The sequence below is a fragment of the Sulfitobacter sediminivivens genome, assembly GCF_042611115.2.
Taxonomy (GTDB): Bacteria; Pseudomonadota; Alphaproteobacteria; order Rhodobacterales; family Rhodobacteraceae; genus Sulfitobacter; species Sulfitobacter sediminivivens.
In genome coordinates, this window is the sequence record NZ_JBHGAR020000015.1 from 35,090 (window position 1) to 61,391 (window position 26,302).

Here is a 26,302-nt window from a genome sequence, read left to right on the forward strand (position 1 = left end):
ACACAGAAATGGGGCGCTCTGATGGCCGATCTGCCAGAGTTTCTGATCATCGGTGCCGCGCGTGCCGGGACGACCGCATTGCACAGCTACCTGCGGCAGAACCCAAGCATCTTCATGCCTGCAGCCAAAGAACCAAACTTCTTTTCCTTCGAAGGCGAGGCCCTAAATTACAAAGGGCCGGGGGCGGATTACGTCAACAACTCCGTGACGAATATTGAAAAATATACGGCCCTATTTTCTGATGCCACACCGGGCAGTATCCGCGGCGAGGCATCCCCGCTTTATCTGTTTTCCGAAAGGGCACCTGAGCGTATATACCACCATATTCCGCAGGTGCGCATGGTGGTCGTTCTGCGCAATCCGATTGATCAGGCGCTATCTCACTATCTTTATGCGGTAAAACAGCGGATCGAACCTCTGGAGGATTTTGCCGCCGCGCTTGAGGCTGAGGACGACCGGCTTGCGGCGGGATGGCAACCAATGTTTGGCTATTCGCGCTTTCCGCGCTATGCCGAGCAATTGTCGCGCTATTTTAATCTGTTTGATCGCAACCAGTTTCTGATCCGCCCTTACGAAGATTTCCAGAATGACCCGCAGGGGCTGATCTCGGACATCACGAAATTTATCGGCGCAGATACCGGGTTCCACCCAACCATGTCGTCCCAACCGAATGCAGGGGGGGTGCCCCGCAACCGCTTGTTCCAGGATTTCCTGATGAAGCCCAACCCCGTGACGGGCCTGATTGCACGGGTTCTACCACAAGAGGCGCGTTGGAAAATCCGGGATCGCCTGTCACAACTCAATCTCAGACGCGGGATCGAAATGCCGCCCCGCGCCCGGGCAATCCTGCGTGAAAAACTGCTGCCCGAAATTGAGGCGCTTGAACACTTGCTTGACCGTGACCTCAGCGCCTGGCGCGCCTGAAGGGCCACTCTCAAACTTGACGCTCTGCCTAGTTATCAGAGCGCTATGCTTTTGCCGAGCCCATCTTAAGAAGGTCCTTTTTCTTAGGCTTGGATTCGAATTCTTCATGGTAGGATCGCTCAACATTGACGTCCCAGATGTCATGGTTTTCGCCCATGATGTTGCGGGCCGCATACATGGCCGACAGCATGGAATGATCCTGATTGTTGTAGCGGTGCAGGCCATTCCGCCCGACAGTCTGGAAGTTTTCAAGCGTCTTGAGCCAATCGCTGACGGTGTCGAGGGATTCTTTATATTCGCCATCATAGACCGGATAGGCCTTGGGCTGGCGGATAACAGCAGAATCAATCACATCGCTTGCCTTGGCCAGACCGAGCTGTTCCAGCTCTTCACTGGCAAGTTGCCGCAGGTCTTCATCCGAAGACGACCAGAGCCCGTCACCCGTCTGGCAGAAATATTCCATCCCGATCGACGAGGTACTCTGATCTGGCAGCATCTCTTTGGACCAGGCGCGGAAATTCTGGATCCGGCCAACTTTGACCTGTGGGCTGTGGATATAGATCCAGTTGTCCGGGAACGGATCGGCATGATCCAGCATCAGGGTCACGATCAGGAAGTCGCGATATTTCAAACGGTCTGCGGCCTCAAGCACCTCTGGTGGGGGCGGCGGGTCAAACGCGTGGATCAGTTCACGTACGGCCATCGAGTTGATGAAATGCTCGGCCTCGACACGTTCAACCGTGTCGCTTGCGCCATTTTCTTCATCCCATTTGCGCACGTCAATTGACGTGACGCGATTGCCATCGCGGTTCACCTTCACAACCTCGGAGCGCATCTCGACAGAGCCGCCCCTTTCCCGAACCAGATCGCGGGTCTTTTCCCACATCATGCCGGGGCCAAGGCGCGGATACTGAAATTCCTCGATCAGGCTGGCCGTGTCATTCGAGCCTGAAATGGCATTCCACACCGCTTTGGGCAAAGACAGGTTCTTGATCCGCTGCGCGGCCCAGTCAGCCCGAATTTCTGATGGCGGAATGCCCCAGACCTTCTTGGTGTAGCTGTGAAAGAAATGCATATAGAGCCGTCCGCCAAAGCGATTGATGACCCATTCCTCGAATGTGTCTTCCTGCTTTTTCGGGCGCAGCTTCCATTTGATGTAGCTGCCGACGATCTTATAGGTCTCATATGGCCCGATGTTGCTGAGCGCATTGAAGATCCGCAGCGGGTAATCATAGAACTGGCCGCGATAGAAGATCCGGCTGAGACGCTGCACAGTGATGAAATCATCCTTAAGCACCTCCTGCCACATGTCTTCGACTTCGCGCACCTTGGTGAAAAACCGGTGCCCGCCAATGTCAAAACGATACCCTTTAAAGGTCTCGGTTCGTGAAATACCACCAACCATGTCCGAAGCTTCATAAACTTGCGGAATATGTGTGTCGCTTAGCTTTTGAAGCTCATAGGCAGCTGTCAGGCCAGCCGGTCCACCGCCAATAACAGCAACTGAAACATTATTTTTACTCAAATGACTTTTATCCATATCAAATACCTGAACATGTTACAGGAGCGTACTGCTTAATTACAGCAATTTAATGACTAACGACAAAACAGATGACAAAGATTTGATAATGCGGCCACCTGTATTTTCAGGATATCAGAAATTAGTGGGCAAAAGATAGGCCCCAAAACGGCCCCGGAAAATCCCGAAAACTGAGTGTCATCGCGGCGGCGTCCGCGGCATCGCCCTGTCAAAGGATCTCAGGCAGGCAAAGCGACAGATCTGGCAGATATATCAGTGTCTAGTGCATTGATATATGGCTGTTAACTTTCAAACCACCATGCTGACGACAGCCTGCAAACATGCCCGATCCACTGCGATATTCATAAAAGCCAGAAGGTATTCTGCCCTGGCAGGCGATCTGGCATGATTGTCGGCCTAACGGCCATATACGCGTCCGTCCGGTAAAAGCGGCGGCTTTGCTAAACCGTTAACAATGCCTGCAAATTTCTTGGATTGTTCGGGATTTCAGACTGGTGAGGGATGGAAATTACCCTGCCATGGCCTGTGACGGTGCGAATCTTGACAGGGGACGGCGCTGGCGTCCTACTGCCCCCGATGATTATACGGAACACCAAAGAGCCTGATCTGCGCAGGCAGTCGATACATTAATCCAGAACCCGGTTTTACCAGCGGAGCGATTTTATGAAATGCGTTATTCTTGCCGGTGGTCTCGGCACGCGGTTAAGCGAAGAAACAGACCGGATTCCCAAACCTCTGGTCGAGATCGGCGGCATGCCGATCTTATGGCACATCATGAAGATATATTCTGCCCACGGGGTGAATGAATTTATCATCTGCCTTGGCTATCGTGGCTACCGGATCAAGGAATATTTCTCGAATTATCATATGCATAATTCTGATGTCAGTTTTGATCTGGCAACCGGAGAAATGGAGATCAAGCGCTCTCAGACCGAACCGTGGCGGGTGCATCTGATCGAAACCGGGGCTAACAGTATGACGGGCGGGCGCCTGAAACGGGTGATGCCCTATCTGCGCGACGAGACCGCGTTCTGCCTGACCTACGGGGACGGCGTCGGGGATATAGATATCCGCGCCGGTATCGAATTTCACCGCGCCCATGGCAAGCTGGCCACGGTCACCGCTGTGCCGCCGCCGCGCCGGTTCGGTCAATTGGAGCTTGACGGTAACAGGGTGCATAACTTCTCGGAAAAACCGATTGGCGATGGCGGGCTGATCAATGGCGGTTTCTTTGTCCTGTCGCCCAAGGTTGAAGATTACCTCGGCGGAGACGAGAGCATCTGGGAAAGCAAACCGCTGATGGATCTGACCCGGGACAATCAATTGATGGCGTTTGAACATAAAGGGTTCTGGCAGCCGATGGATACGATCCGCGAGCGCCAGCAGCTTGAAGAGCATTGGGCCAGCGGGCAGGCCCCGTGGAAGATCTGGGAATGACGGCTGCTGCATTTGCAGGCCGACGGGTGCTTGTGACGGGGCATACCGGTTTCAAGGGCGCGTGGCTGGCGGCATGGCTGTCGGGTGCGGGCGCAAAGGTGACCGGATACGCCCATGCGCCGGACACCGAGCCAAACCTGTGGTCCCTGCTTGATCTGACGGATGTGCAGTCGGTGACAGGGGATCTGAATGATCGGGCAGCGCTTGATGCGCTGATTGCCAGAACCGACCCCGAGTTTGTGTTCCATCTGGCGGCGCAGTCACTGGTGCGCCGGTCCTACCGGACGCCGGTCGAGACCTTTACCACCAATGTCATCGGCACCGTTCAGTTGCTTGATGCGCTGCGGGCGGCCCCAAGCCTGCGCGCGGTGGTCGTGGCCACATCGGACAAAGCCTATGAGAATGTTGAACAGGTCTGGGGCTACCGCGAAACCGACCCGATGGGCGGGCATGATCCCTACTCGGCCTCGAAAGGGGCCACCGAGATTGCAACCGCCGCCATGCGCCGCAGCTATTATGCGCAGGGGGCAGTTGACCGGCATCCGGCATCCGTGGCCAGCGCCCGTGCGGGCAATGTGATTGGCGGGGGCGATTGGGCCGAAGACAGACTGGTGCCCGATATCGTGCGGGGCTGTCTGGGCGATGATGGGTGTGTCCATCTGCGCCAACCCAATGCCATCCGTCCCTGGCAACATGTGCTGGAGCCGCTCAGGGGGTATATGATGCTGGCGCAGGCGCTGGACAGGAGCGAAGATTTCGCCCGTGGCTGGAATTTCGGCCCCGACCGCGATGATGAACGCCCGGTTATTGATGTTGCAAATGCGCTGGTGGCGGCTTTGGGTCAGGGCCGGATCGAGCTTGCCCCTGACGCCGAGGCGCTGCATGAGGCCAAGATGTTGCGGCTCGATGTTTCGCGCGCGCGCACAGAACTGGCGTGGCGGCCGATCATGACATTCAATGAAACCCTGCGCCTGACAGCGGATTGGTATGCAGGCTGGGCCAAAGGCCAATCCGCCACAGACCTGTGCCGCACACAAATCGCAACCTACGAGGCCATGACCAAAGGGCAGCTATGACCAAAACTTCACACCCCCACTGCCGCCATTGCGGTGCCTCTCTGGAACTTACACTGGTCGATCTTGGGCTGTCACCGCTGGCCAATTCCTATGTGCCGCCCGACACCCGGGACAGCACCGATCCGGCCTATCCGCTGCATGCGCGCGTCTGTACCGATTGTTGGCTGGTGCAGGTCGATGATGCGGTCCCGCCCGAGGATATCTTTTCAGCGGAATACGCATATTTCTCTTCGTTTTCAGACAGCTGGCTTGCCCATTGCAAGGCATATGTTGCCGATATGACCCGTCGGTTCGGCTTGGGGCCGGATAGTCTGGTGGTCGAGATAGCCTCGAATGACGGCTATCTTTTGCAATACTTTGTTGAGCGCGACATCCCGGTTCTGGGAATCGAGCCGTCGGGCAACACCGCCAAGATCGCCGAGGAAAAAGGCGTGCCGACCCTGGTCGAGTTTTTCGGTGAGACCCTGGCGCAGCGGCTGGCATCCGAAGGCCGCCGGCCCGATCTGATCGCCTCGGCGAATGTGCTGGCGCATGTGCCTGACATCAATGATTTCGTCGCCGGGGTGGCCACGCTTTTGTCAGATGATGCGGTCTATACCGTCGAATTTCCGCATCTGCTGAACCTCATCAAAGACGTGCAGTTCGACACCATCTATCACGAGCATTATTCGTATCTGTCGCTGCTGGCCGTTGAGACCATTTTCGCCAAGGCCGGCCTGCGGGTGTTTGATGTGGAAGAACTGCCAACCCATGGCGGATCGCTGCGGGTCTTTGCCTGTCTCAAGGGGGCCAGCCATGCCGAAGGGCCGGGTCTGGCCAAGGTCCGGGCGGATGAGGCCGCAGCCCAGCTCGACCAGCCCGAGGGCTATCTGAATTTCACCACCAAGGTTGAGCAGTTGCGCGACGGCTTGCTTGCGTTTTTGCGGACCGCAAAGGCCGAAGGCAAAACTGTCGCCGCCTATGGTGCTGCGGCCAAGGGCAACACGCTGTTGAACTATGCCGGGATCGGCCCCGATCTGATCGCCTATTGCGTGGATCGTAACCCGGCCAAGCAAAACACGCTTTTGCCCGGCAGCCATATCCCGGTGTACCCGGTTGATGCGCTGCGGGTCGATCCGCCGGATTACGTTCTGATCCTGCCCTGGAATATCCGCAAAGAGGTGATCGGCCAATTGTCGGATATCAGGGCGCAGGGCACGCGCTGTGTCACGGCGGTACCGGATATCAAGGTGGGGTGATGGCGCATATCCTGCTGACCGGCGCGACCGGATTGATCGGGCGCGCCACAACAAAAGCATTGATAGACGCCGGGCATGAGGTGACGGCGATAAGCCGAAGCGGTCAGGCAACCGGGGCCACGCATAGTGTCGCCTGTGATGTGCTGGTCCCTGAACAGGTCTCGGCCATCGTCCGCAAGGCCAAGGCCACGCATCTGATGCATCTGGCCTGGCATGACGGTGCCAAAGACCGCTGGATATCCGCCGCCAACCTGAACTGGATGGCCGCCACCCTGCATCTGATGCAGGAGTTCGCCCGCGCCGGTGGGACACGGGCCATCTGCGCGGGAAGCTGCGCCGAATACGACTGGTCAGAGACGGAACTGACCCGGACCGGGATGCCTGAAACAACCCCGCTGCGGCCCCGCACACTTTATGGTGCGGCAAAGGCAGGCACCGGATTGGCGTTGGGTCAGGCGGGTCCCGCGCTTGGGCTTTCGATTGGCTGGGCGCGCATCTTTTTTGTCTATGGCCCGGGTGAGCCGCAGGGCCGGCTTTTGGGGGATCTGATCCGCAATCTTATGGCGGGCAAACCCGTTGCGTGCACCGATGGCCTGCAGGAGCGCGATTTCCTGCATGTTGATGATCTGGCGCGCGCAATGGTGCAGGTGCTGGGCTCTGATGCCACTGGCGCGGTCAACATCGCCAGCGGCATCGTCACCCCGGTGCGCGATCTGATCAACGAGGTCGCCACACAAATGGGCAGGCCTGATCTGATCCGGCTGGGTGCCGTGCCACGCGCCGCAAACGATCCGGCACGGCTGGCAGCGGATGTCACGCGCCTGCGGCAAGAGGCCGGGTTCAGGCCACATCATGATATTGCCTCAGGCGTGGCCGCGGTATTGGCCGCAGAAGGGGCGGTATGAAAGCGCTGCTTTTTGATCCGAAATGGGCCTTCGTGCGGTTCCTGGTCGTCGGGGTGGTGAACACGGCCTTTGGGTATCTGCTGTTTGCCCTGCTGTTATACGTCGGGCTGCGCCCGCAACCGGCCCTGGCAATGGCCTTTGCCGGTGGGGTTGCCTGGAACTACTTTACCCATGCGCGGCTGGTTTTTGGCACACGTGGCGTGAAGAAGCTGCCAGCCTATATATTAGCGTATCTGTGCCTTTACGGAGTGAATGCGCTGGGTCTTCAGCTGTTGTTAAAAGCCGGGTTGGCCCCGATCATCGCGCAAGGAGTACTGGTGTTACCCGTCGCATTACTGGCTTATGTCGTAATTGGTCGGGTTTTGACTGATCGCTAAAGCGGTATGCGTCTAAACTACACCACACATCGGATACTAAGACTTTAAAGCTTTTCGGTTTGAACCTGAATCGTTGGGGATTCCCAAAGTAGCAAATTTGTGATTCATCCTGTTTGGGAGGATGGATCATGTCAGCACCTTTGCCATTGGCACTTCGAACGCGATTTCAGCGATTGATTGAGGAAGGGTTAAGCGGCCGCGCGGTGGGCGCGTCTGGTTCGGAGCAAGGGCAATGTTGAACCCGCACGCCAGGGGCCACCGCACGGCCGGGGAAAGCTTGCTGCGCACCAGGCGTTCTTTGAGGAATTGATCGCGCAGGACCCCGACATCACGCTCTTCGAACTGCGCGATGCGCTGGCCGACGCAGAGGGCGTGCAGGTGCATCACTCGTCCATCGCAAACCTATCGTCCCGGCTTGGGTTCACGCACAAAAAAAGTCGCTGGTTGCAACCGAGCGCCGCCGCGCCAAGGTAAGGCAGAAGCGCACCGATTGGTTCAAACATCGCATGCCCGCTATTGCCGCGCTGCCGGATCGCGTTGTGTTCATTGATGAAACGGCGGTGAAGACGAACCTGACACGCTTGCGTGGTAGGGCCAAGCTGGGTCACCGTTTAACGATGGCCGCACCATTTTGGAAGCTGGGGAACACAAACGTTGATCGCGAGCCTGACGCAAGACGCGCTGGTCGCGCCGTGGGTCATCAAGGGCGCGATGGACGGCCCGGCCTTTGCCGCCTACATCCGTGAAGTACTCATCAAGGAGATCGCACCAGGAACCGTCGTCATCCTCGACAACCTGGCCACGCATCAAAACAGGGAAGCTGCCGAAGCCTTGCACGACCACGGCTGCTGGTTCCTCTATCTGCTATCTGCCGCCATATTCACCCGACCTGAACCCCATCGAACAAGCGTTCTCGAAGCTGAAAGCCCACCTCCGGCGGATCGGGGCGAGAACCTTCCCCGAGGTCTTCTAGGCAATCGGATCGATTTGTAACCTATACAGACCAACCGAGTGCTGGAACTACTTCAAGGCGGCCGGATATGCATCAGGTTAAAGCCGAAACGCTTTAATATACATTAAGACGGTATGTCTTTTGCGCGGCGGTTTGATGCTGTGAGGTTTTGCTTGGCTGTCATGCCTGCTGACAGCAGCGATCCCAGAACAAAGTCATAAAGCTCAATGATGGAATTGGTCAGCCGCTCGCGTTCGAGGGCGTTGTAGTTTTCAAGGCGACCTTGGCCAACGGAGAACAGGTTGAGGCTGACCGGGAAGGCGATGTCTTCTGGATCAATCAGAACAATCCGTTCCGGTGGCAGGGTTTTTGCCTTCAGGATTGTGTTGATCAGATCTCCCTGGCTGTCGATCACCACGACCGATTTGTCACCCCGCACCACATCTTCCAGATCGTTCGCCAGGAAGTATTGCAGGGTCTGGGTTTTGCCGTGGCCCGATCCGGCCACAATGTGCATGTGTTCAAACCGGCTGGTTTCCGGGATCTCAAATGGGGTTCTGAGTCGGAACAATTCTTTTAAATGAGTGCCTGCCAGATAGGTATCCACAACATCATCACCCTTGTAATCGCTCGGGAAGATTGGCTGGGTGCGATTGGTCCGACTGAGATTTGCGTCAATCCGGTCTCGCAAGCGCTTGAAGTGGTTGTAGTCAGTGTCAGCAAAAAATGGTGCGATGACATTCTGTACGGCCTGCCCCAGAGGGTGCACAAACTGGGTCACATCGACCAGCACGTCGCCCTCAATGGGCGGCACTGCCCGAGCAATGGTACACAGACTGTCCGAGATGACATCCAAGGCGGTGAACACCATGACACGGTCGCTGCGGGCCTGCCCGGACCGCGCCAGCATGTCGCGATACCGCGCGCCCTCAACGGTGTTGCAGAGCGCAGGCATTGGTGGGATGTCGGGGCTCAGACCTTCGCCATTGAGCAAGGCGCGCCCGATCTCCAGCAATTGGATCTTGAGGGCCTCCGGCGTGTCTGGCGGTCAATGGTGCGACAGGGCGGCATCGATCTCAGCGTCGCTCAGGCGCACCTGCCCGCTCAGCGCGTGGTTGTAGAGAATTTCGGTTTCCTCGCGGGCCAGACGTTCCAAGCGGCGCGGGCTTTCTTTGTAGAGCCGATAGAAAGCATAGGCCGGGATACCGACCAGCAGAGCCGGCGTAAGGATAGCCGCCAGGGCAAGGATGCCGGAGATTATAAACAAGGACAGGATTAACCCGCCGAAGTCATCCGAGTTTGATCCTGCCATCAGATTTCCACGACGGTGCGCGTGCCGGTTTCGGCATTGTCATCCAGCCAGGTTTTCATTTGCGCCATCACCGCCAAAAGGTTTTCTTCATAGATTTTGGATTTTGAGGGCGTGGCGCAGAGGAAACGATCAATCCGCCCATCCATCAGATGTTCGACCCGCAGCTCGAACTTTTCATCGCGGGCATCGTTTTTGGCATCCGCAGGTCGACGATCCACCAGTTTGGTTTTTAGCAACCCACGTTGTTTGATGATCTGTTTTTCCTCATGAGTAAAAGCGACCATCAAATGCACCTCGTGATAGGTCGTCTTGAAGATGAAACCCTTTCGAGTGACCTCATGGGAGATGGAAACACGCATGTGACTTCAGTCTCGAAGGGTTTCGGCGTCTTCGGAGAAGACGACAGAAATACCATCCGCAAAAGCAGATGAAGTCATGGCTTCAAAACGGTAGTTCATGCGAAGGTATGTTCCCAAATATTCAGCGGTGATCCCCCATACGCGATCCCCATAGAGGTTGGGGGTGTTCTATGGGGATCCCAGCTCAGGTTTCCTTGGAAGCTGCAGGGAGCTTTCTTACAGGCTGTGCCGCCAACGCATCGATGTGTTCTTTGGCGGAAAGTAACGTGTCGAATGAAATACCTTTGTACAGTAGCTTGCCTTTTACGTCTCTAATTGTCTTGCCCTTGTAAATGGTACTCCGGTCTTCCAACTGCGCCGGCTCAAGATCCTTGACCATTCGTTCTTGAGGTGACGTTTTGTCAGCTTGGTTGCCGAACGAGCTCTTGGGTTCCGGTGCGCTGTCTGTCTGCACCGCTGCCGCAAAAGTCTGTGGCACTGCGTTTTGCTGTTTCAGGACTTGCTTTGATACTTCCAGCTGATCACGCGAAATACTTAGCATCTGCTGAGTGTACTCTGCTGTATCCACGGTTGCCCGGCCCATTTGCACAAAGGCGACAAGAATAAGTCCTGTTATGCCAATATAGATGCCTGGAACCATCGCTAGCAGGCCTGCGCCACTGCCACCATATTGAGAGGCCCCCGCAGCACCAATCAGTGCCACCATCACTCCGACGACAACCACCGACCATGCCATAATGCCAGAAAGCTAAAAAGTGATCTGGCTACTTCGTAAGAACGCATTGAAAATTCCTTTGATAACCAATTCGGACACCCTGCGGCGTACAGCCAAAACGTGTCAATGTAATTGTCGGTTCTGAGCATATTGCTCGGAGGCCGCGAAAACGCTCTGAGATAATCAGTGCTGCTAAATTCATGCGGTGGAGGTCGCACATCTCGTTTCAGATTTTAGCAAGGCGTTCCTGAGGCGGGCGCGGATGGGATGGATGTTTTGGTGGTATCATTACCGGGCTGCCGACCGTCAGCGGTTGATGAAGCGCGTGTTCGGTCGGCACCTAAGATGACCGAGGTTATTGTTTTTGTCTTATGCTCTGGACCTATAAACGGGTCACAATTTCAACGGCAGCTTCTACCAGCACCAGACGTTCGTAGAATTCATCGCTATGACCGATTTGCGGGACATTTTGTACCTGGAGCTCATGTTTCGGACCGGCCTGTCCGAAACCGCTCCAAACATCAGCGCAGGGCGATGCGTGCTAGAACGCCTCGGTGATCCGATCCCATGAAGCCGCGCAGTTCGACTGTCCCGGTTGCTCCTTTTGGAACCAGTACCGTGTCTATCGGCAAAGGCAAAAACAAGCCGCCCAAATCATGGGTATTTCGAAAGGCACCCAAATAATGGTTTCCAACAGCCCGCCTGATCCTCTGCACGCTCTCCCCCCAAGGAACCATGTTGAAATCTCCGGCGATCAGGACCGGCCCTTCCAGCTCTGCGATGCGCTTTTCGATGATTTGGGTCTGGCGGAACTGACCATATGGAAAGGGCCATTCCAAGTGAACGGATACGATCCAGATCGACTGACCATTTGGCGCACGTAGCTGGACACCTGCCAGTCCGACTTTGGCCTCGCAAAATTCGGTACCATCAATGGTTGGCAATGATGTTAGGACGGCGACGTCCCGCGCGCGTCGAAACTCGCAAATAACGGCAACTGGGAAATGGTCGAACATATTGGCCATAAACTTGCGATTGTGGTCGGAAACCTCTTGGAGCGTTACAATCTGAGCACCGGATGCAATGATATCATCGGCCAATGAATACCGCGGCCAAGCCTTGGACATCAGGTTCTTTTGGTAAAGCGTCAGGCATTCCCGGCTGCAGTCCGTCTCTGTCGCAAAGAAACCTGGCACAATCGAACCGAGTGCAAAAACAGACAGCGTCATCGAGATAAGAGCGGTACGCCGTGCCTTTAGGAACCATAAAACCATTGCCAGAGGAATCAGTAATGTGCCTGCTTGCGGTTTGATGATCGCCACGGAATCGCCCGGCGCGAAGTAACGCCCAGTAAATCCAAGCAAAACCAGCCCGATCAGGACGATTACACTGCCAAACATCAGGAGCCGAATGATCGTTCTGCCAGTCATTCCGCCCGCCTTGCACTACACTATTCTCGGTTTGCTGCAGCTCAAAATTTGCGCGTCAGAAATCTGGCCCCAGACCAACTCTGCCGTCACGCCCCTAATTGCCGTACTTAGCTGAACAAAATCTCGATATCAATTGGCGGCGCGTGGGTCGTACCGAAGAGCCAACCGTGACGTTCACGCGCTCGAAAGTAAGTGCAAGGGTGAGTGTCACTCTGGGCTCGGAGCGGTCATCTGACGATTTTTGTCGGATGACTGGTTCGCGATGGATAGCGGACCTTGTAAGGGCCGTTTCCATTCCCATTGCGCATGATCTTCGCGAGGAGATGAGGAGATACCGAGCCTGGCGCAGAAGAACGCAGAGCCGATCTCCGCCACCAGTTCTTCCATTGCATAGGCCGCATCTCCGAACCTGTTGCGCAAATCCCGATCACATCGGGACGGATGTCCCGTCCAATGCGTCAGTTCATGCAGCAATACTGCATAGTAGTTTTCGCTGCGCGTGCCAGAGACGGTATCAAAGAACCTGCTACCCTCAGGCATGGTGATCTGGTCGTCGGTGGGGCTGTAATATGCTTGTGCACCAGCCTCCCGAATATCCACGCCGGTCTTTGCGATCACAGCATCAATCGCCGCGATACGTTCAACCGGCTCGGCAGAATCCGATGGCGGAGGCAGGTCGTACCCGTCTACCTGATCGACATTGAAGACATTGAAATACTTCAACACGCGGTAGGATTCAGCTTCACCATCGGCGCTCTCTCTCGTGACTTGTTTGTAGAAGATGACAGGGGTCGATTTCTGACCCTTTTGTACCGACGCGCCTTTTTCGCGCCACTGCCTATATGTGCCCCAAGTGCCGGTTGCGCACCCGCGCACCTGTGCCGTGATCCAGAGATTGATGATGTTTACACCGCTGTATTCACTGCCAGAAGCGATGTTACTTGGCACCGTATTTGTGCCAGTTCGGTTCCAGGGCATGATTGGCTTCCCAGGATCAGCCTCGATGGAAGCCACCAACGCATTGGTGACTTCCGCGTATATATCGCGTGCCATTGCAGTCTCCGATTTTTGTGGGGAACAACTGCACATATGATACCATTTCGGTGAGAATCGCGCCATTCCGCCAAGCGGCCTAAAAATGAAGCAACAAATTGTAGTTAATAGGTAAAAAGAATATAGGATGGCCGGCTTCATCCCTATAATCTTTGAGCCTCCGGTTGGGCCGATGTCCCAGAAATGCCGACCACAGCTAACAAATGGCGATGATTTATTGCGATTGCAGCCAATAACATGCCGCGCGCATCACGGTGAGACTGGCTGGGCCATACGACTTAGCCGTCGTCTTCGATTTGAACCGCCATTGAGAGAGCCTCGAAGTAAATTGCATTCACGGGTTCCGCTTCCCAGATTTTGGGCGTTTTCGGCAGCCAGGGCGTGATGGCAGGAAAGCGTTTCGCCAGAGCTTTAGCTTCATCATATTTGTTGGCGAACTGCTGGTTGCGGCGAACCAGATGATGCGGGGTAGCGCTGTCGGTCAATTCCTGCACCAGGGCATTCAGAATCTCTAGTGAGCTCCCGGATTTGCGCGTTGGCTTGAACGGATCTTCGGTCACCACAAGATCTGGCTCAAAACGGGCCACAGCTCTGCGCAACAGGGATCGGCCCTTGGGTGCTGACAGGCTTGCCGCCCGTGAGCACTGCCAGTCCTTCAACCTGCCATCGATCAGAAATATGTAAGCCACTTTGCCGGAGGCAACGGCGACACTGAGAATGCGTTTTCGTTTAGTCGTCATAGACCGCGCTGTGATTTTCTTCCAAACGTGCTCTCAGACCGTCCAATGTCCGGTTCCGGTTGTTGGCGAGCCCATAGTGCGCCTGTGGTTCCGGAAGGTCAGTGAGGTGACAATAAACATCTGCTTTAACCTCATCAAATATCCCGGCAAAGAGACTTTCAAAGCTGCGGCCATAGATCATCGACAAGGTGCAGATGTCACGCACGCTTGGACGCTGGCGGCCATTCTCAAGGTTTGAGATTTTGGTTTTGTTGACGCCCATGAGATGAGCGCAGTCGACCTGTCTGAGCCCCGAATTTCGTCGGGCAGCCCTCAAGTCGAGGGTGAATTCCTGGATCATAAAAATGAACTTATGTGAAGCTGGTATATCCCCAGTTTACAGCAAGCCGGAAAATCGCAAAGCCCTGTCCGGATTCAAAAACGGCAACCATACCAATTTGTCTTGCCTACTCCGATCTCCCATAGCGTTCGGTTTGGTATCGGAATGGTGAAACCATTCCGAACGCCAGGCATCAGAGCAGGCAGTGGTTCTGGAGCATTAAGGTTTTCAGGAAAAATCTTAGCCGGTTGCAGGGCAAATGCTACAGGTCTTGCGGCCCATGGGCGGCAAGCGGCACAAGACTTGCCACCCAGCAAAGATGACTCTTTGCCAAAGACTCGGTACAATGTGCAATGAAGCCAAACGGCGAGCTGGCCACCTAAACAGCTTCACATCTTCCTCGTCTATGTCCACGCTCCGAGCTGCCGTCCTCGCACCTAAGCCGGTGTTTTCGACGCCTTCATGAGCAGTATTCTTGGCAGATGACTGAAGAACAACGCTTTGAACAATTTATCGAGCTGTGCAAACGCATCTTCGAGCGCATGGAGCGCGAAGGGTCGTGGCCCTGGCCGGAGGATGAGATCAAAAAGCTGCCCAGAGAAGGCGGCACTATTACCCGTGATTAAACAAAACCACATATGACCACATGTTTTGGATACACCCGCGTATCCACCGCCAAACAAGGCGAAGGGGTTTCCTTGGAAGTTCAGAAGGAAGAAATTACCCGCTATGCTGAAAAACACGGACTGACGATATCGCGCTGGTTTGAAGAAAAAGAGACCGCCGCCAAATCCGGGCGACCGGTCTTCAATGCCATCATGCGCGATCTCAATAATCACAAGGCCGATGGACTGATCGTCCACAAGATTGACCGGTCTGCGCGCAACTTTCGCGACTGGGCTAAAATCGGGGAATTATCAGACCAGGGCGTTGCCATCCATTTCGTCACGGAGAGCCTGGATTTCCAGTCTCGCGGCGGCAGGCTCACAGCGGACATCCAGGCGGTGATTGCATCAGATTATATCCGTAACCTCCGAGAAGAGGCGAAGAAGGGGCTGCGCGGCCGTTTGAAGCAAGGGCTTTACCCGTTTCGGGCACCAATCGGTTATCTCGATCAGGGGCGAGGCAAAGCCAAGATCCCGGACCCTGAGAAAGCGCCGCTGATCCAGGAGATGTTCGACCTCTACAGAACTGGCAATCACGGTATTCGTTCTCTACATGCTGAGATGAGCGCGCGTGGGCTCAGAAACCACAGTGGTGGCGTATTATCCCGCCATGGGATTGAAACCATTCTCTCAAACCCCTTCTACACCGGCATAATCCGGATCAAGGTGACCGGAGATACCTATGACGGCATCCATGAGCCGCTGATATCCATATCGCTGTTCCAGCGGGTTCAGGAGATGAAGGCCGGAAAATGTGGAAAGAAGACCACCCGTCACATGCACACTTATCGGGGCTTGTTTAAATGTGGGCTGTGTTCGTTGGCGATGATCGCCGAACGTCAGAAAGGGCATGTGTACTATCGTTGCCACACGCCGGACTGTCCGACCAAGGGCATCCGTGAAGAAACGATCGAACAGGCCGCCCTTGCTGAGTTTGAAAGAAGCACCATTCGCCCAAAACCCTTTGCCGAGTTGGTTGATGTACTGGAGGCTTGGAAAGTTGGTCGGCAAGATCAGCACGACGAAGCTGCGTCGCTCAAGATGCAGCTTGGCAAACTTGAGGCGCGTCTAGATAACTTGATGGACGCGCTGATCGAAGGTTTGATCGACAAAGAGGCCTATTCCAGAAAGAAGGCAGGCCTCAACTTCGATATTCGGCGCATCAAGGAAAGCCAAAAAGACAGTGCCGGAATAGAGGCTGAGCACATCTATCTCGAGAAATTCCTCGAACTGGTAAAAAACCTTGCCCCGCTTTACCAGATCGCAAACCGGCAGGAAAAACGCCTGTTCGTCAGTTTGGCAACCTCGAACCGCACAGTCGTCTCAAAGTCAGCATGTTTTGAGCCATCAAATTGGCTTGGGGCAGCCCAATCTATCTTAGCTGACCCCGTTGGTGCACCATATCGACCCACTTCTCGAACCTACCCTGACACACTGTTACGACAACTTGATACTTTGGTTGAAACGCTGCGTGAACCAACCGTCAAGGAGTTGGTGGTCCAGTTGAGTGATATTATGGGCCGGCACAATGGGGCCGCGAAGTGAGATGACAATATTATGCCTTCTAGCTGGATCCCGTCTCACACCCCGTGAGTTGTGTGTGCGGCACTCACCAAGCGGTGCAGAGTTCGGAAAATCGGAAGGGACGTTAAGCGACTAGAACGCCTGAGAGCGAGGTGAGTATATCAAATCGGTATGCACGGCGTAGGTTTCCAGTAATGAAAGAAAAAGCCTGTCCCCATTGGGACAGGCCAGTCACTCAAAACAACGCCATCTGCTCCTCATCTGGGTCGCGGATCCCATAGATGTGCCGCGCCATGGCGAGGGTTTTTGTGCCCGAAAAGAGCGGTTTCTCCGTATGGTAATTCACAAAGTGCCACCCGCCCCAAATCTTCAGGCCCGCCGCCTGATGTGCGACGTCCAGACGGCCCGGCCCACAACTGCCACCGAAGATCCCGAGGACCTGTTCGAGGGCGGATGTCAGCGCTGCGTCCGTCATCCCTTTGGCAACCTCGTCCGCATACCATTTGGGCAGGGCGCGTGTGGCAATACGGAATACCTCTTCCTTATCGGCTTGCGAAAGTGGACGTTGTTCGGGCACCGTCAATACTCGCTCGCCAGCATGATGGTCAGCACTCGATGGGTGATGTCAGGGTTGGCCTTGTCCGGCGAATGTGCGCTCAGGGTGAGATCGAAATAATCAATCTTCCAAAATAGCTTTTCGCCATTGAGGATGAGTGCGCCAAAATCATGCTCGCCATGCGGGTCGTTTTCCCCGTTGAACTGGTCAAAATCAGCGACGGCTCGTCTGGCTTTGATCAGATACTCTTCACCTCTGTTTTTGAGGCCTGCTGTCACCACGACGGTCACATACTCCCCGTGACCTTGCCTGACGGCATCATTGAGCCGCACGATGCGTTTCAGGCGGAACTCCTTGTCGAGCTTCCAGACAGGTGCGGCTTCAGACCCGCAGTCATCGCAGACGTAAGTGTCACAGATCGTTTTGAGGCTCCATGTGCGGGTTAGCAGGCTCCAACACGTCTCAGCGTCGCGGACGATATGGGTTTGACCACAATCACTGCAGACCGGGTAAACCCCGACAAAACCCTCGATTGCTGTTTCAGCAATTTGTCCCATGATCATCTCCTTCTCGTAGGGTGGCCGCCCGAAACCATTTCAGGCGCACCCCTCGAGAGGAGATGTGCGGAACCAAAGATCTGATCTGACCTCAGGATATCAAAGGCCCGACATCCACAAAGTCCCCCTCAGGTGCAGATACGACAACCGCCGGATTGAAACGGGAGGCAGTGTAGTGTGCTTCGCGGGCGTACCTCACACTTGAGGCATGACTTGGAACCGAGACAGCGTCACCACAATCGGGACCGCCTACAGTCGCTATGGGAACAGGTCCTTTGGCATCCGCCTCGCGGACCGACTTCAGCATATCTATATCCTGGGCCAGACCGGGACCGGTAAATCCACCCTGTTGGGCAACCTGATGCGCCAGGACCTACGCCAGGGCCACGGGTTTTGCCTTGTTGATCCGCATGGCGATCTGGCACTCCAGATTGCGCAAATTTCACCTCCCGATGCCATCATCTGGAACATTGCCGATCCCGACTGCCCCTATGGCTACAACCCGATGACACGGGCGTCGGAGAAGTTCCGACCCCTGATCGCATCTGGCTTGATTGATACACTGAAAAAGCAATGGGCCGATGCTTGGGGAGCCCGGATGGAGCACCTTTTGCGCTATTCAATCTTGGCGCTGCTTGATCAGCCAAGGACCGATGTCCGCGACATCATGCGGATGTTTCTAGATGATGGGTTTCGCAATGAGATTCTGAAGCAAGTTACCGACGAACAGGTTCGCCTCTTCTGGCAGAAGGAATTCCCGGCGATGAATTATAAGAATGCCGCCGATGGCGTAGCCCCAATTGCCAACAAGCTTGGGGCATTTCTGGCCCATCCTGTGGTGCGTCGCGCTTTATGTGAGCCCGAAACACCATTGCGGCTGCGCAAGATCATGGATGAGGGGCAAATCCTGATCGTCAATCTTGCCAAGGGCCAGCTTGGCAGTGACACCTCCAACGTGCTGGGCGGGATGATAACATCCGGTTTGGCACATGCCGCTTACAGCCGACATCAAATCCCGGAGCCAGAGCGCCGCCCGTTTTTCCTCTATGTGGATGAGTTCCATTCGTTCACCACCGACGCCATGGTCGAAATGCTGTCTGAGCTCCGCAAATACGGCCTGTCGCTCACGCTGGCTAATCAGTATTTTGGGCAGATCGAAGGCGACGTTTTGGACTCGATCCTCGGTAATGTCGGCACGGTGATTGCGTTTCGCACCAGCCCGATGGATGCGCCACGCCTCACCCGGCACTTTGATGGAGTCGAGCCGCGCGACCTTATCGCGATGCCAAACTACAGAATGATGGTGCGGTTGATGGTCAACGGAGAACGGTCGAAGGCGTTTACCGCGTGGGGTGCGTGAGAAGGGTTGTGCAGCCCGGATCGCACAGCGCCACCATTTGATGGAATGCATTTTAGCTTCTCGATGGTTCGAAGGCCGACTTCAGTTGGAGCGAGCAGTATATGCTTTGAGGGAAGGGGACGTATTGGTCATCGCGGAATTGGATAGGGTGACACGACAATGCTAGCCCTGATTGCGAAAACCTGCGACAAGTACCCGGGTGCGATTTGTTCAGAATGTTGCAACCAAGTCGAAATGTCCGTCGTTCCGCAAAGTAGAAATGTCCCACTTGGCGGTATTGTAGCATGGCTGTGCAGGGCGTAGACTGAGCTACCCCCCGAAATTCGGACACTGACGTAAGCTGCAATTTGTTGTCTTCATAGGCCCGCACTGCGGACCTTCAGGACCGTTCTTGAAGCGTCGTAGGACGTTTGAGAATTTGCTTAAAGAGGGCTGCAGATAAACTGTGGTTTCCCTGCCTTTTTATCTTATCCGATGTCCGTATAGAGATTTTCCCGATATTAGTCGGTCCGGGTCACGTCCTAAACATGCGCCGGCCAAGACAAGAGGTCCTGCACCAAAGTTGCCCCTACCTTCTGGCCTGAAGCGTATCACTGGCAATGTGACACCCACAGAGTTCTTACACGCAGCGTGAGTTCAGAATGTGAAGCCGACGGTGAAGCTCAGCCCGTAGCTTTCTTCGCCATTCCCCAGCCCGTCAACAAACGCATTGGCGTCTGAACGCAGGCCCATGCTGCCTTCATAGCGGAACCCAAGATCCAGACGTCCACGCCAGCCATCGTCGAACTGAACGATTGCGGCAGATGGTCCGCTGCCATTGGTTTCGGACCAGATGCCGGACGCGCCCCAGGTCAGCACCATATCTCCGGCAGTGCCTGACATCGGCGTTTCAAAATCGAGGCCAAAGGCAACTTCGGTCTGTTCGACGTTCTGCGCAGCGATCAGGGCCGACGTGCTGTCCACATAGGCGTCCTGACCATCCTTGACATAGCTGACATCGATCCCCGGAAAAATCGCGAGGTTGTTGGCCTGGATCTTGCCCTCAAGTCCCAGTGTCGCAAGCCAGCGTTCGCCATCGAATTTATCTTTCGCTGCACCGGAAGGCGTAATCGCGTTGTCGGTGGTGCCGTACAGCAGCCGACCATCCAGATAGAGCGGATGATTGCCAAGTTGGGCCGCGAAATAGGGCCCCACCAGCCAGCCGGTCCCTTCGGTGTCTGCAACGCCCGCCTCGGACCGTTCGGCATAGTCAATCTGCAACATCGCACCCACAATGGCATTGCTGCCAATGTGTGTATGCCCGCCGAAACTGCCCAGAACATATGATTGATCGCCAGCAGTGTCGTCTGACCAACTGCCTTGAAGGGAGGCCCAGAATGGACCATTCGCGCCGGTCAGAAAATCAAGGTTGCCATTGCCACGGGTGACCTGGGCGTTGAAATTCCCGGCAGTGCGTCCATCCACAAAGCGGACGACATCGGGCTGGTTCTGCACCAAGGACCGCGCGCGGGACCCCAGGAACCGGGACACGCTGGCGCTCGCCGCGCCTGCAGCGGGCGGAACAACAACCACACCGCCGGTATACGTCAGGCTACCGCTTGCGCCAAAAGAAGTCCCGCCCGGTGCGCCAAGAAGGGTGGGGCAACGATTTGTTACTCTGGGCCCTGCCTGATACTTAACAACAATTTTTCCATCCGCAATAATTGACGCAAGGGTTGCTTGGGGTACGGTTATTGATCTGTTAATTATTGGATTGGCCCCGGTACACGATCTCTGGGGATTAATTCTGATTGCTGGCTGATTATCTAAGATAATATCCAAATACTTGCCGCCACCGCGCAGGTCTCCAAAAACATCCAGAACCAGAGTCGCATCGCTGGTTGTTGTTGTGGGCAGACCGGTTAGAGTTGTGGAGCCGGATCCAGCACTTACAGTGCTAAAAACTAAAGGAACAGGTGTGGTCTGCGCCTCAGCTGCGACGGCTGATCCTGCGATGAAAGCGGCCGAAACGCACAAAGTACTCAACCGATTTCTAACTATGCTTTCTATAGCAAGAAAAAAACTACCGGGAGTTGCGAATCGCTTTATTGATATGCTCGATTCCATCTTTTATTTCTCTTCCGCTTTCCAGTGTACAACTGAAAACACTAAATATACTACATCGATTCATTGAGATTAAGGTAGTGTGATCAGAGCAACCCAAGCGACAATAAAGACTGCGGTCAAGTAGGAGTGCTCCCGTTCGAGACGCTCGGCAAGCAGCCTCTCAGCCGGCCCGTTCCAAGACTGGGCTTCAGGTGATTGCCGATAATCGGCTGCACTCAGTGTTCTGGTCTTTATCATTCTGACTTCCAATTGTTACACCCAAACAGCAAATATTTGGTTTTGCAAAATGGCCGTGCAGAGAACCCCGCACGACCAATACTCGTTAAAACACTCTGCTGTTGCCTGATTAGACGGTGTCAGGCCGCAGCCTTAGATCAGCTAGGCTGATGCTGTAATTCTTTTTAACCCGACCGGGACAGGTTCTGGTATTAGTTGAATCTATTTTTTTTGATCATCAAAATGATCCATTACGGGGTGATTTATTTACCCTCATAACGGGAAACTATCTTGCAAATAAACACTCATTGTTCACAAGCAATCGTCAGTGCCCATCAGTAAGTTAATGATGGCGCGCTTCGCTTCAGGGACCCGAGCGGCGGACCTTGATGTAGGTGGCGTCCAGCCAGACGTAGGGCCATTCGCCCTCCAGCGGTCGGTTCAGGAAAGCGTCAACACGTTCGTCAATCTCGACGCACAGGCGCGAGACTTGGCTCTTGGAGACGCCGGTCATGCCCGTCGCTTTTACCAGATCATCAACTGAGCGAGTAGAAACGCCCTGAATGTAGGCTTCCTGGATCACTGCCGTCATCGCCTTTTCTGAGGCCCGACGGGGCTCCAGAAACTCCGGAAAGTATGACCCCTTCCGAAGTTTCGGGATCTGAACATCGACGGTCCCGGCCCGAGTTTCCCAACGGCGCTCACGATATCCATTCCGATGGTTTACCCGTTCGGTGCTGCGTTCATGCGTTCCAGCACCGCATCGCTGGTCCACATCCAGCGCCATCAGGCGGTCGGCGACAAACCCAAGCATCTCGGCCAGTATTTGATGATCCGCGCTGTCCGAAAGAAGCGCCTTCAGCGCGACGGTTTCTGCTAACATGTCTTTGGTCATGGGTGATCTCCTCGATCGGCAGGTCAGTTTTGCAACTCAACCCTACCGGAGAACGTCCATGACCACCCAGAAAGCCGCGCGGGCTTCGCCTGAGCTGCGCAAGGCTCCACTCAGCCCGCGCTACCGTAGGAATTACACCACGCGCTGGGACGCTATCACTGTGGCTGGATCGCAACGCTTGCACCTGTTTAACGAGTGTGTTTATGCAGCGCACAAGTACTTAGCTAAGTGCTAGGGGCTGGTGACGTTCGATCCTCACAAAACGGGTGATTTCTGGTTCAAAGTTGCAAACACCAGAAAAGCGGCCTTGACCCGAAGAGTTTTAACCGACGCCCACTGGGCAATCTTCAATAAAGCCGTTCTGCTGGGGCTTGCCGGGCAGGAACATCGAACTATTCCGATTCATTAGACAAGACAACGTCAGCGATACACGCCTAGTCTGGCTCTTTAATCCCCAGAATGGAGCGCCCTATCGCGACTAGGTCAATTACTAAACGCTTTTCGCTTTGTGCACCACGGCCAAAGATATCATCCCGGGACACATGATAGGCAGGGGCACTAAAATGGGTTGAGAAGGTTGTGTTCAGATGTGTCTGATATCTGCCTTCATCCAGCACATAAAGGATGTAACCATCATATGTCTCCTGCGCGCGCGCGTCGGTCGGGGCTGGTGTTGTCTCGGGCTGCAGCACATAAGTAATGGTCTGATCCGCCGCTTTTGGCTGGGTGGCGTAGTATAACCAGACCAGAGGCCCGCCAAAATAGTTTTTCGCAGCCTCTTTATCTGTGAAGCGGACGGGAAACACGCGCTCGAATGTTTCGTGAAACGTATCTAGGCCCGTCAATTTGTAGCCATCGTAACGTGGCCCGACCACTTGAACATGTGATCCAATCTCGCGCGAAAATTGATGCAGCCATGGTATGGCAGGAAAAGACAGATAAATACCGACAACAAGACCAGCAGCAATCATCGCCCGTGCAGGCCAAACATTGCGCGCAATACTCAGCCAATCATAGCGCCACATCACAATAAGTGGCGTCAGCATGACAGGGATGAAATGGTGTAGCAGAACCCGATAACCCTGAAAGTAAAAGAACAGAAAAAACGACATTGTAATGAGTACCAGCATCCGTGAAAGCTGATCTTGATGCCGCCAGAACACCATGGACAGTGCTGGCAGAACACCCGCTGGCACGATAAGATAAGCCAGTCTTTCCGGCTCCCAAAACGTGACATAACGCAACCGGTTCACGATGCTTTTGAGATCAAATTCCCCTCCCGGCACCGGCAGCCCGGCAGCCCGGATCAGAACCGGCCCCGAGGTGCCGATAATTGCGCAGGCCACAAGCAATGCAAAAATCCATCTGATCCGTCGCCAATCACGTGGTTGCCAGGTCAGGAAAAAGGCAGCCAACACCAATAACATCCATAATCCGCCGGTCGGCAGAGTCATATAGGCCAGAATGCCAATGACACATGCAAAGCCCATCTGATTTGTCACAACCAGATAAATATATCCCAAAAACAGCGCCATGGCCAAAGTCTCGCGCGCGGCTGGCATCGGACTATCCCCGAAGTACGGATTATAGCCACCGCTATAGATGATAGACACGGTATAGATCATGAGTGCCCAAATGATCAGGGCATGATCGATTGGCAGCACTCTCGCTTTGCGCCCGGTTCGGATAAGCCCCAGTATGATAATGTAAAGTATCCCGATGTACAAAACATAGGGGACGCGCATGGCAAATTCATTTTCTCCTAACAGCCGCTGGAACCACGATCCTGGAAGGACAAAAAGATAGGATGTCGCACCAGGGGCTGCCTGAATCGTCCCTGCTTCTTTTGGCCAAAAGGGCCAATCTGTATCGACAAAAAGCCTAACAAAATTCAGGACGCCAACCCCATCAGAAGAAAAGTTTTCCCAGTAAAATTTGGCAGACATGACAGCCAAAATGAGAAATGAAAGGCACAGCGCGGCTACAATATCACCTTGATGGGCGGCAAGATTAAGATGCCCGGTACGCCCCATTGCCCGGCGCAGAGCGTAAAAGGCAAGGCTGGCCGCCGTGACCACCGCAACCATTATAAAATAGGCATCCCCGCGTAGCACGTTACCCGTGATCTGATGCCAGAGGATCGCAGCGCCGCAAAGGCTTAGCATAGACAGTGAAATACCTGCCAGCAGCCAACGGACCAGATCATGTGTCTGACGCAAAGCCGACGCCAGAACCAGCCCGGGAAACAGAAAAAAGAGGCTGATAATCACCGATGCAGCAGGCGTGATCAAATTTAACAGCCATACGTGGTCAAAAACGAAATAGGGCATTGATTGCCCGGCAAGTGCATAGAGGCCAACAGTCTGTTCAATCGGGTTGCGTGACACCCACGCAAAAATCGTCAACAAAACCCAGATAATCAGCCAACTGTAGATAGGGGGTGAATAACTTTCGGCGTGATCATGTGTAGAAATATCGGTTATCATTTTATTTTCCACCTACCAATAAAAAAATATTTACCCAAATGTGCCGCGAATCTGCTGATATTGTACAAAATTTAGATGATTATGATCAAATTTTGCTAATTATCGCTACTAATCCATGTGACTGGCTTAGCTGGGAACCTTTTTGCACCCGACTGCAGTTCCGCCTCCTGTTATTGACCCTTCAAGCTGTTAATTGCTACAACGTGCCCATAAGGTTTTAAAGTAGTCAAATGCGTAATTCAAAATTGGTCTTCCGGGTCATCTCGACCACTGCATTGCTTGGAATTATATTTCTGGTTGGATTATATTCCGGGCATCATCGCAATCAGCTTCATGAGCTTGTTTATGGTACCTTTGATCAAGCCCGGTTGGTAATCAAAGAGCTGCCAAATCTGATGAAATCCAAACCAATCCACTTTTTACGAAAAGCACGGTATGACGGCGAAGGTGTAACGATTAATACCTTTCCAACACAATCCGAAGATTATCTGCTCTTGTCGGGATTTTTCAAAGATCACAACGGAGTCCGTTTGATCGAGCGGGATGGAACAATCATCAATGAATGGCCTGTCAGCCTGTTTGATACAGTCGGGGACCCCTCATTCTGCCGAAATCCACCAGCAACGGAATGGAACGCTATCCCGCACGGCACCATCATTGAGCCGGATGGCTCAATCGTGCTCAGCTTTGAAAGCTGCGGTATGATCAAGCTGGACCGTTGTGCCACACCCCTATGGGCTCAGACCGAACTTATTACCCACCATTCACCCAATTTCATGTTCAACGGCGATATTGTTATTTCTGGCGGTGAATATGTTGATGAAGAAACGGGCAATGTTCTTTGGCCCTATGACGGCGACTACTGGGAGGATCTGATCTTTACTTTTGGCCCGGATGGCACTCTGAAAAAATCCAAAAAACTAACCGAGCTCTTCGTGGAAAACAACTATCAGTCGATACTGACATCCACCGGAAAAGCCGAGACCTGGGTCAATGGTGAATTTCATCTCAATGAGGTCGAGGAGCTATCACCCGAACTTGCACCGGCCTTCCCCATGTTTGATACGGGTGATCTGCTGTTGTCGGTGCGCAATCGCAATATGATCCTAGTGGTCGACGCGGCGATGCAAAAAATCAAGTGGCACCATATAGGTCCTTGGATCCGCCAGCACGATCCTGATTTTCAGCCAGATGGCACAATCACACTCTATGATAATAATACTGATGAGACAGATAGCGGAAAGCGCCAAGGCGGAAGCCATATTTACCGGATAAACCCGGCCACTAATGAAACGAGTGTTGTCTATGGCGGACAACCCGAAACGTATTTTTATTCCCGTGAACGCGCAACACATCAGATGCAACCCGACGATTCCATTCTGGTGACCGAAGCGCAAGGTGGTCGGGTTTTTCAAGTAGATAGTTTAGACAAGATTATCTGGGAATGGGTCAACCGATATGATGACGAACATATCACCTGGATGCACGATGCTTCTATCCTGCCAAAATCCTTTTTCAAGGTATCAGACTGGTCATGCTCCTGAGCAGTAAGAACCGTTC

The 26,302-nt window shown here is 54.2% G+C and carries 23 protein-coding genes and 2 pseudogenes; 11 read left to right on the forward strand and 14 right to left on the reverse strand.

Annotation, left to right across the window (positions count from 1 at the left end):
* Window positions 1-21: 21 nt before the first annotated feature.
* Window positions 22-924, forward strand: a complete 903-nt coding sequence (locus tag ACEWL3_RS14860) for a sulfotransferase family protein (protein WP_386184147.1) — start codon at window positions 22-24, stop codon at window positions 922-924.
* A gap of 43 nt (window positions 925-967) precedes the next feature.
* On the opposite strand, the gene ACEWL3_RS14865 is transcribed toward ACEWL3_RS14860, so the two are convergent.
* Window positions 968-2,449: an NAD(P)/FAD-dependent oxidoreductase gene (locus ACEWL3_RS14865; RefSeq protein ID WP_386184150.1), complete on the reverse strand. Its 1,482-nt coding sequence runs from the start codon at window positions 2,447-2,449 to the stop codon at window positions 968-970.
* Between the two features lie 678 nt (window positions 2,450-3,127).
* Here ACEWL3_RS14865 and rfbF point away from each other — a divergent pair.
* The 6 genes and pseudogenes from rfbF to ACEWL3_RS14895 all read left to right on the forward strand — a co-directional run bounded on the left by rfbF (window position 3,128) and on the right by ACEWL3_RS14895 (window position 8,551).
* Complete coding sequence (gene rfbF / locus ACEWL3_RS14870; RefSeq protein WP_386184152.1) at window positions 3,128-3,901, forward strand: glucose-1-phosphate cytidylyltransferase; 774 nt, start codon at window positions 3,128-3,130, stop codon at window positions 3,899-3,901.
* Entirely contained in the window at window positions 3,898-4,977 is a 1,080-nt protein-coding gene (gene rfbG, locus ACEWL3_RS14875) for a CDP-glucose 4,6-dehydratase (RefSeq protein WP_386184154.1), read from the forward strand. Before rfbF ends, rfbG begins: the two co-directional genes overlap by 4 nt.
* Window positions 4,974-6,215 (forward strand): methyltransferase domain-containing protein, encoded by a 1,242-nt coding sequence (locus tag ACEWL3_RS14880; protein ID WP_386184155.1) that lies wholly within the window; start codon window positions 4,974-4,976, stop codon window positions 6,213-6,215. The genes rfbG and ACEWL3_RS14880 overlap by 4 nt, the downstream gene beginning before the upstream one ends.
* Entirely contained in the window at window positions 6,215-7,120 is a 906-nt protein-coding gene (locus tag ACEWL3_RS14885) for an NAD-dependent epimerase/dehydratase family protein (RefSeq protein ID WP_386184157.1), read from the forward strand. The genes ACEWL3_RS14880 and ACEWL3_RS14885 overlap by 1 nt, the downstream gene beginning before the upstream one ends.
* Window positions 7,117-7,497: a GtrA family protein gene (locus ACEWL3_RS14890; protein ID WP_386184159.1), complete on the forward strand. Its 381-nt coding sequence runs from the start codon at window positions 7,117-7,119 to the stop codon at window positions 7,495-7,497. Before ACEWL3_RS14885 ends, ACEWL3_RS14890 begins: the two co-directional genes overlap by 4 nt.
* A gap of 128 nt (window positions 7,498-7,625) precedes the next feature.
* Window positions 7,626-8,551: pseudogene (locus tag ACEWL3_RS14895) on the forward strand (IS630 family transposase).
* Between the two features lie 22 nt (window positions 8,552-8,573).
* On the opposite strand, the gene ACEWL3_RS14900 reads toward ACEWL3_RS14895, so the two are convergent.
* From ACEWL3_RS14900 to ACEWL3_RS14935, 8 genes are all read right to left on the reverse strand, one after another.
* Window positions 8,574-9,464, reverse strand: a complete 891-nt coding sequence (locus tag ACEWL3_RS14900) for a hypothetical protein (protein ID WP_386184161.1) — start codon at window positions 9,462-9,464, stop codon at window positions 8,574-8,576.
* Window positions 9,465-9,497: 33 nt separating this feature from the next.
* A complete protein-coding gene (locus tag ACEWL3_RS14905; protein WP_386184163.1) occupies window positions 9,498-9,761 on the reverse strand; it encodes a hypothetical protein in 264 nt (87 codons plus the stop codon).
* Entirely contained in the window at window positions 9,761-10,120 is a 360-nt protein-coding gene (locus tag ACEWL3_RS14910; RefSeq protein WP_386184165.1) for a hypothetical protein, read from the reverse strand. Before ACEWL3_RS14910 ends, ACEWL3_RS14905 begins: the two co-directional genes overlap by 1 nt.
* A 184-nt stretch (window positions 10,121-10,304) precedes the next feature.
* Window positions 10,305-10,856: a hypothetical protein gene (locus ACEWL3_RS14915; protein WP_386184167.1), complete on the reverse strand. Its 552-nt coding sequence runs from the start codon at window positions 10,854-10,856 to the stop codon at window positions 10,305-10,307.
* Between the two features lie 500 nt (window positions 10,857-11,356).
* Window positions 11,357-12,265, reverse strand: coding sequence for an endonuclease/exonuclease/phosphatase family protein (locus ACEWL3_RS14920; protein WP_386184169.1), 909 nt, complete (start codon window positions 12,263-12,265; stop codon window positions 11,357-11,359).
* Between the two features lie 207 nt (window positions 12,266-12,472).
* Complete coding sequence (locus tag ACEWL3_RS14925) at window positions 12,473-13,459, reverse strand: ArdC family protein (RefSeq protein ID WP_435001092.1); 987 nt, start codon at window positions 13,457-13,459, stop codon at window positions 12,473-12,475.
* A gap of 137 nt (window positions 13,460-13,596) precedes the next feature.
* On the reverse strand, window positions 13,597-13,905 hold the full coding sequence (locus tag ACEWL3_RS14930) for a hypothetical protein (RefSeq protein ID WP_386184175.1): 309 nt from the start codon (window positions 13,903-13,905) through the stop codon (window positions 13,597-13,599).
* Between the two features lie 142 nt (window positions 13,906-14,047).
* Window positions 14,048-14,398, reverse strand: coding sequence for a helix-turn-helix transcriptional regulator (locus tag ACEWL3_RS14935; RefSeq protein ID WP_386184177.1), 351 nt, complete (start codon window positions 14,396-14,398; stop codon window positions 14,048-14,050).
* 461 nt (window positions 14,399-14,859) lie between these two features.
* Here ACEWL3_RS14935 and ACEWL3_RS14940 point away from each other — a divergent pair, with 461 nt between their 5' ends.
* Window positions 14,860-15,003 carry a hypothetical protein gene (locus ACEWL3_RS14940; protein WP_386184179.1) on the forward strand — a complete coding sequence of 48 codons (144 nt, stop codon included), beginning with the start codon at window positions 14,860-14,862 and terminating at the stop codon, window positions 15,001-15,003.
* A 12-nt stretch (window positions 15,004-15,015) separates the two neighbouring features.
* Window positions 15,016-16,587: a recombinase family protein gene (locus ACEWL3_RS14945; RefSeq protein ID WP_386184181.1), complete on the forward strand. Its 1,572-nt coding sequence runs from the start codon at window positions 15,016-15,018 to the stop codon at window positions 16,585-16,587.
* A gap of 214 nt (window positions 16,588-16,801) precedes the next feature.
* On the opposite strand, the gene ACEWL3_RS14950 is transcribed toward ACEWL3_RS14945, so the two are convergent.
* Window positions 16,802-17,143 (reverse strand): hypothetical protein, encoded by a 342-nt coding sequence (locus ACEWL3_RS14950; protein WP_386184183.1) that lies wholly within the window; start codon window positions 17,141-17,143, stop codon window positions 16,802-16,804.
* A gap of 2 nt (window positions 17,144-17,145) precedes the next feature.
* Window positions 17,146-17,679 carry a DUF3768 domain-containing protein gene (locus ACEWL3_RS14955; protein WP_386184185.1) on the reverse strand — a complete coding sequence of 178 codons (534 nt, stop codon included), beginning with the start codon at window positions 17,677-17,679 and terminating at the stop codon, window positions 17,146-17,148.
* 208 nt (window positions 17,680-17,887) lie between these two features.
* On the opposite strand from ACEWL3_RS14955, the gene ACEWL3_RS14960 reads away from it, so the two are divergent.
* A complete protein-coding gene (locus tag ACEWL3_RS14960) occupies window positions 17,888-19,039 on the forward strand; it encodes a type IV secretory system conjugative DNA transfer family protein (protein WP_386184186.1) in 1,152 nt (383 codons plus the stop codon).
* 636 nt (window positions 19,040-19,675) lie between these two features.
* Here the strand turns inward: ACEWL3_RS14960 and ACEWL3_RS14965 are convergent.
* The 3 genes and pseudogenes from ACEWL3_RS14965 to ACEWL3_RS14975 form a co-directional block, all read right to left on the reverse strand.
* Window positions 19,676-20,611: an autotransporter domain-containing protein gene (locus tag ACEWL3_RS14965; protein ID WP_435001093.1), complete on the reverse strand. Its 936-nt coding sequence runs from the start codon at window positions 20,609-20,611 to the stop codon at window positions 19,676-19,678.
* Between the two features lie 1,120 nt (window positions 20,612-21,731).
* Window positions 21,732-22,244 (reverse strand): annotated as a pseudogene (locus ACEWL3_RS14970) (transposase); the annotation flags it as partial.
* A 446-nt stretch (window positions 22,245-22,690) separates the two neighbouring features.
* Window positions 22,691-24,742 carry a hypothetical protein gene (locus ACEWL3_RS14975; protein WP_386184191.1) on the reverse strand — a complete coding sequence of 684 codons (2,052 nt, stop codon included), beginning with the start codon at window positions 24,740-24,742 and terminating at the stop codon, window positions 22,691-22,693.
* A gap of 230 nt (window positions 24,743-24,972) precedes the next feature.
* Between ACEWL3_RS14975 and ACEWL3_RS14980 the strand changes: the two genes are divergently transcribed.
* Complete coding sequence (locus ACEWL3_RS14980) at window positions 24,973-26,286, forward strand: arylsulfotransferase family protein (protein ID WP_386184194.1); 1,314 nt, start codon at window positions 24,973-24,975, stop codon at window positions 26,284-26,286.
* Window positions 26,287-26,302 lie beyond the last annotated feature (16 nt).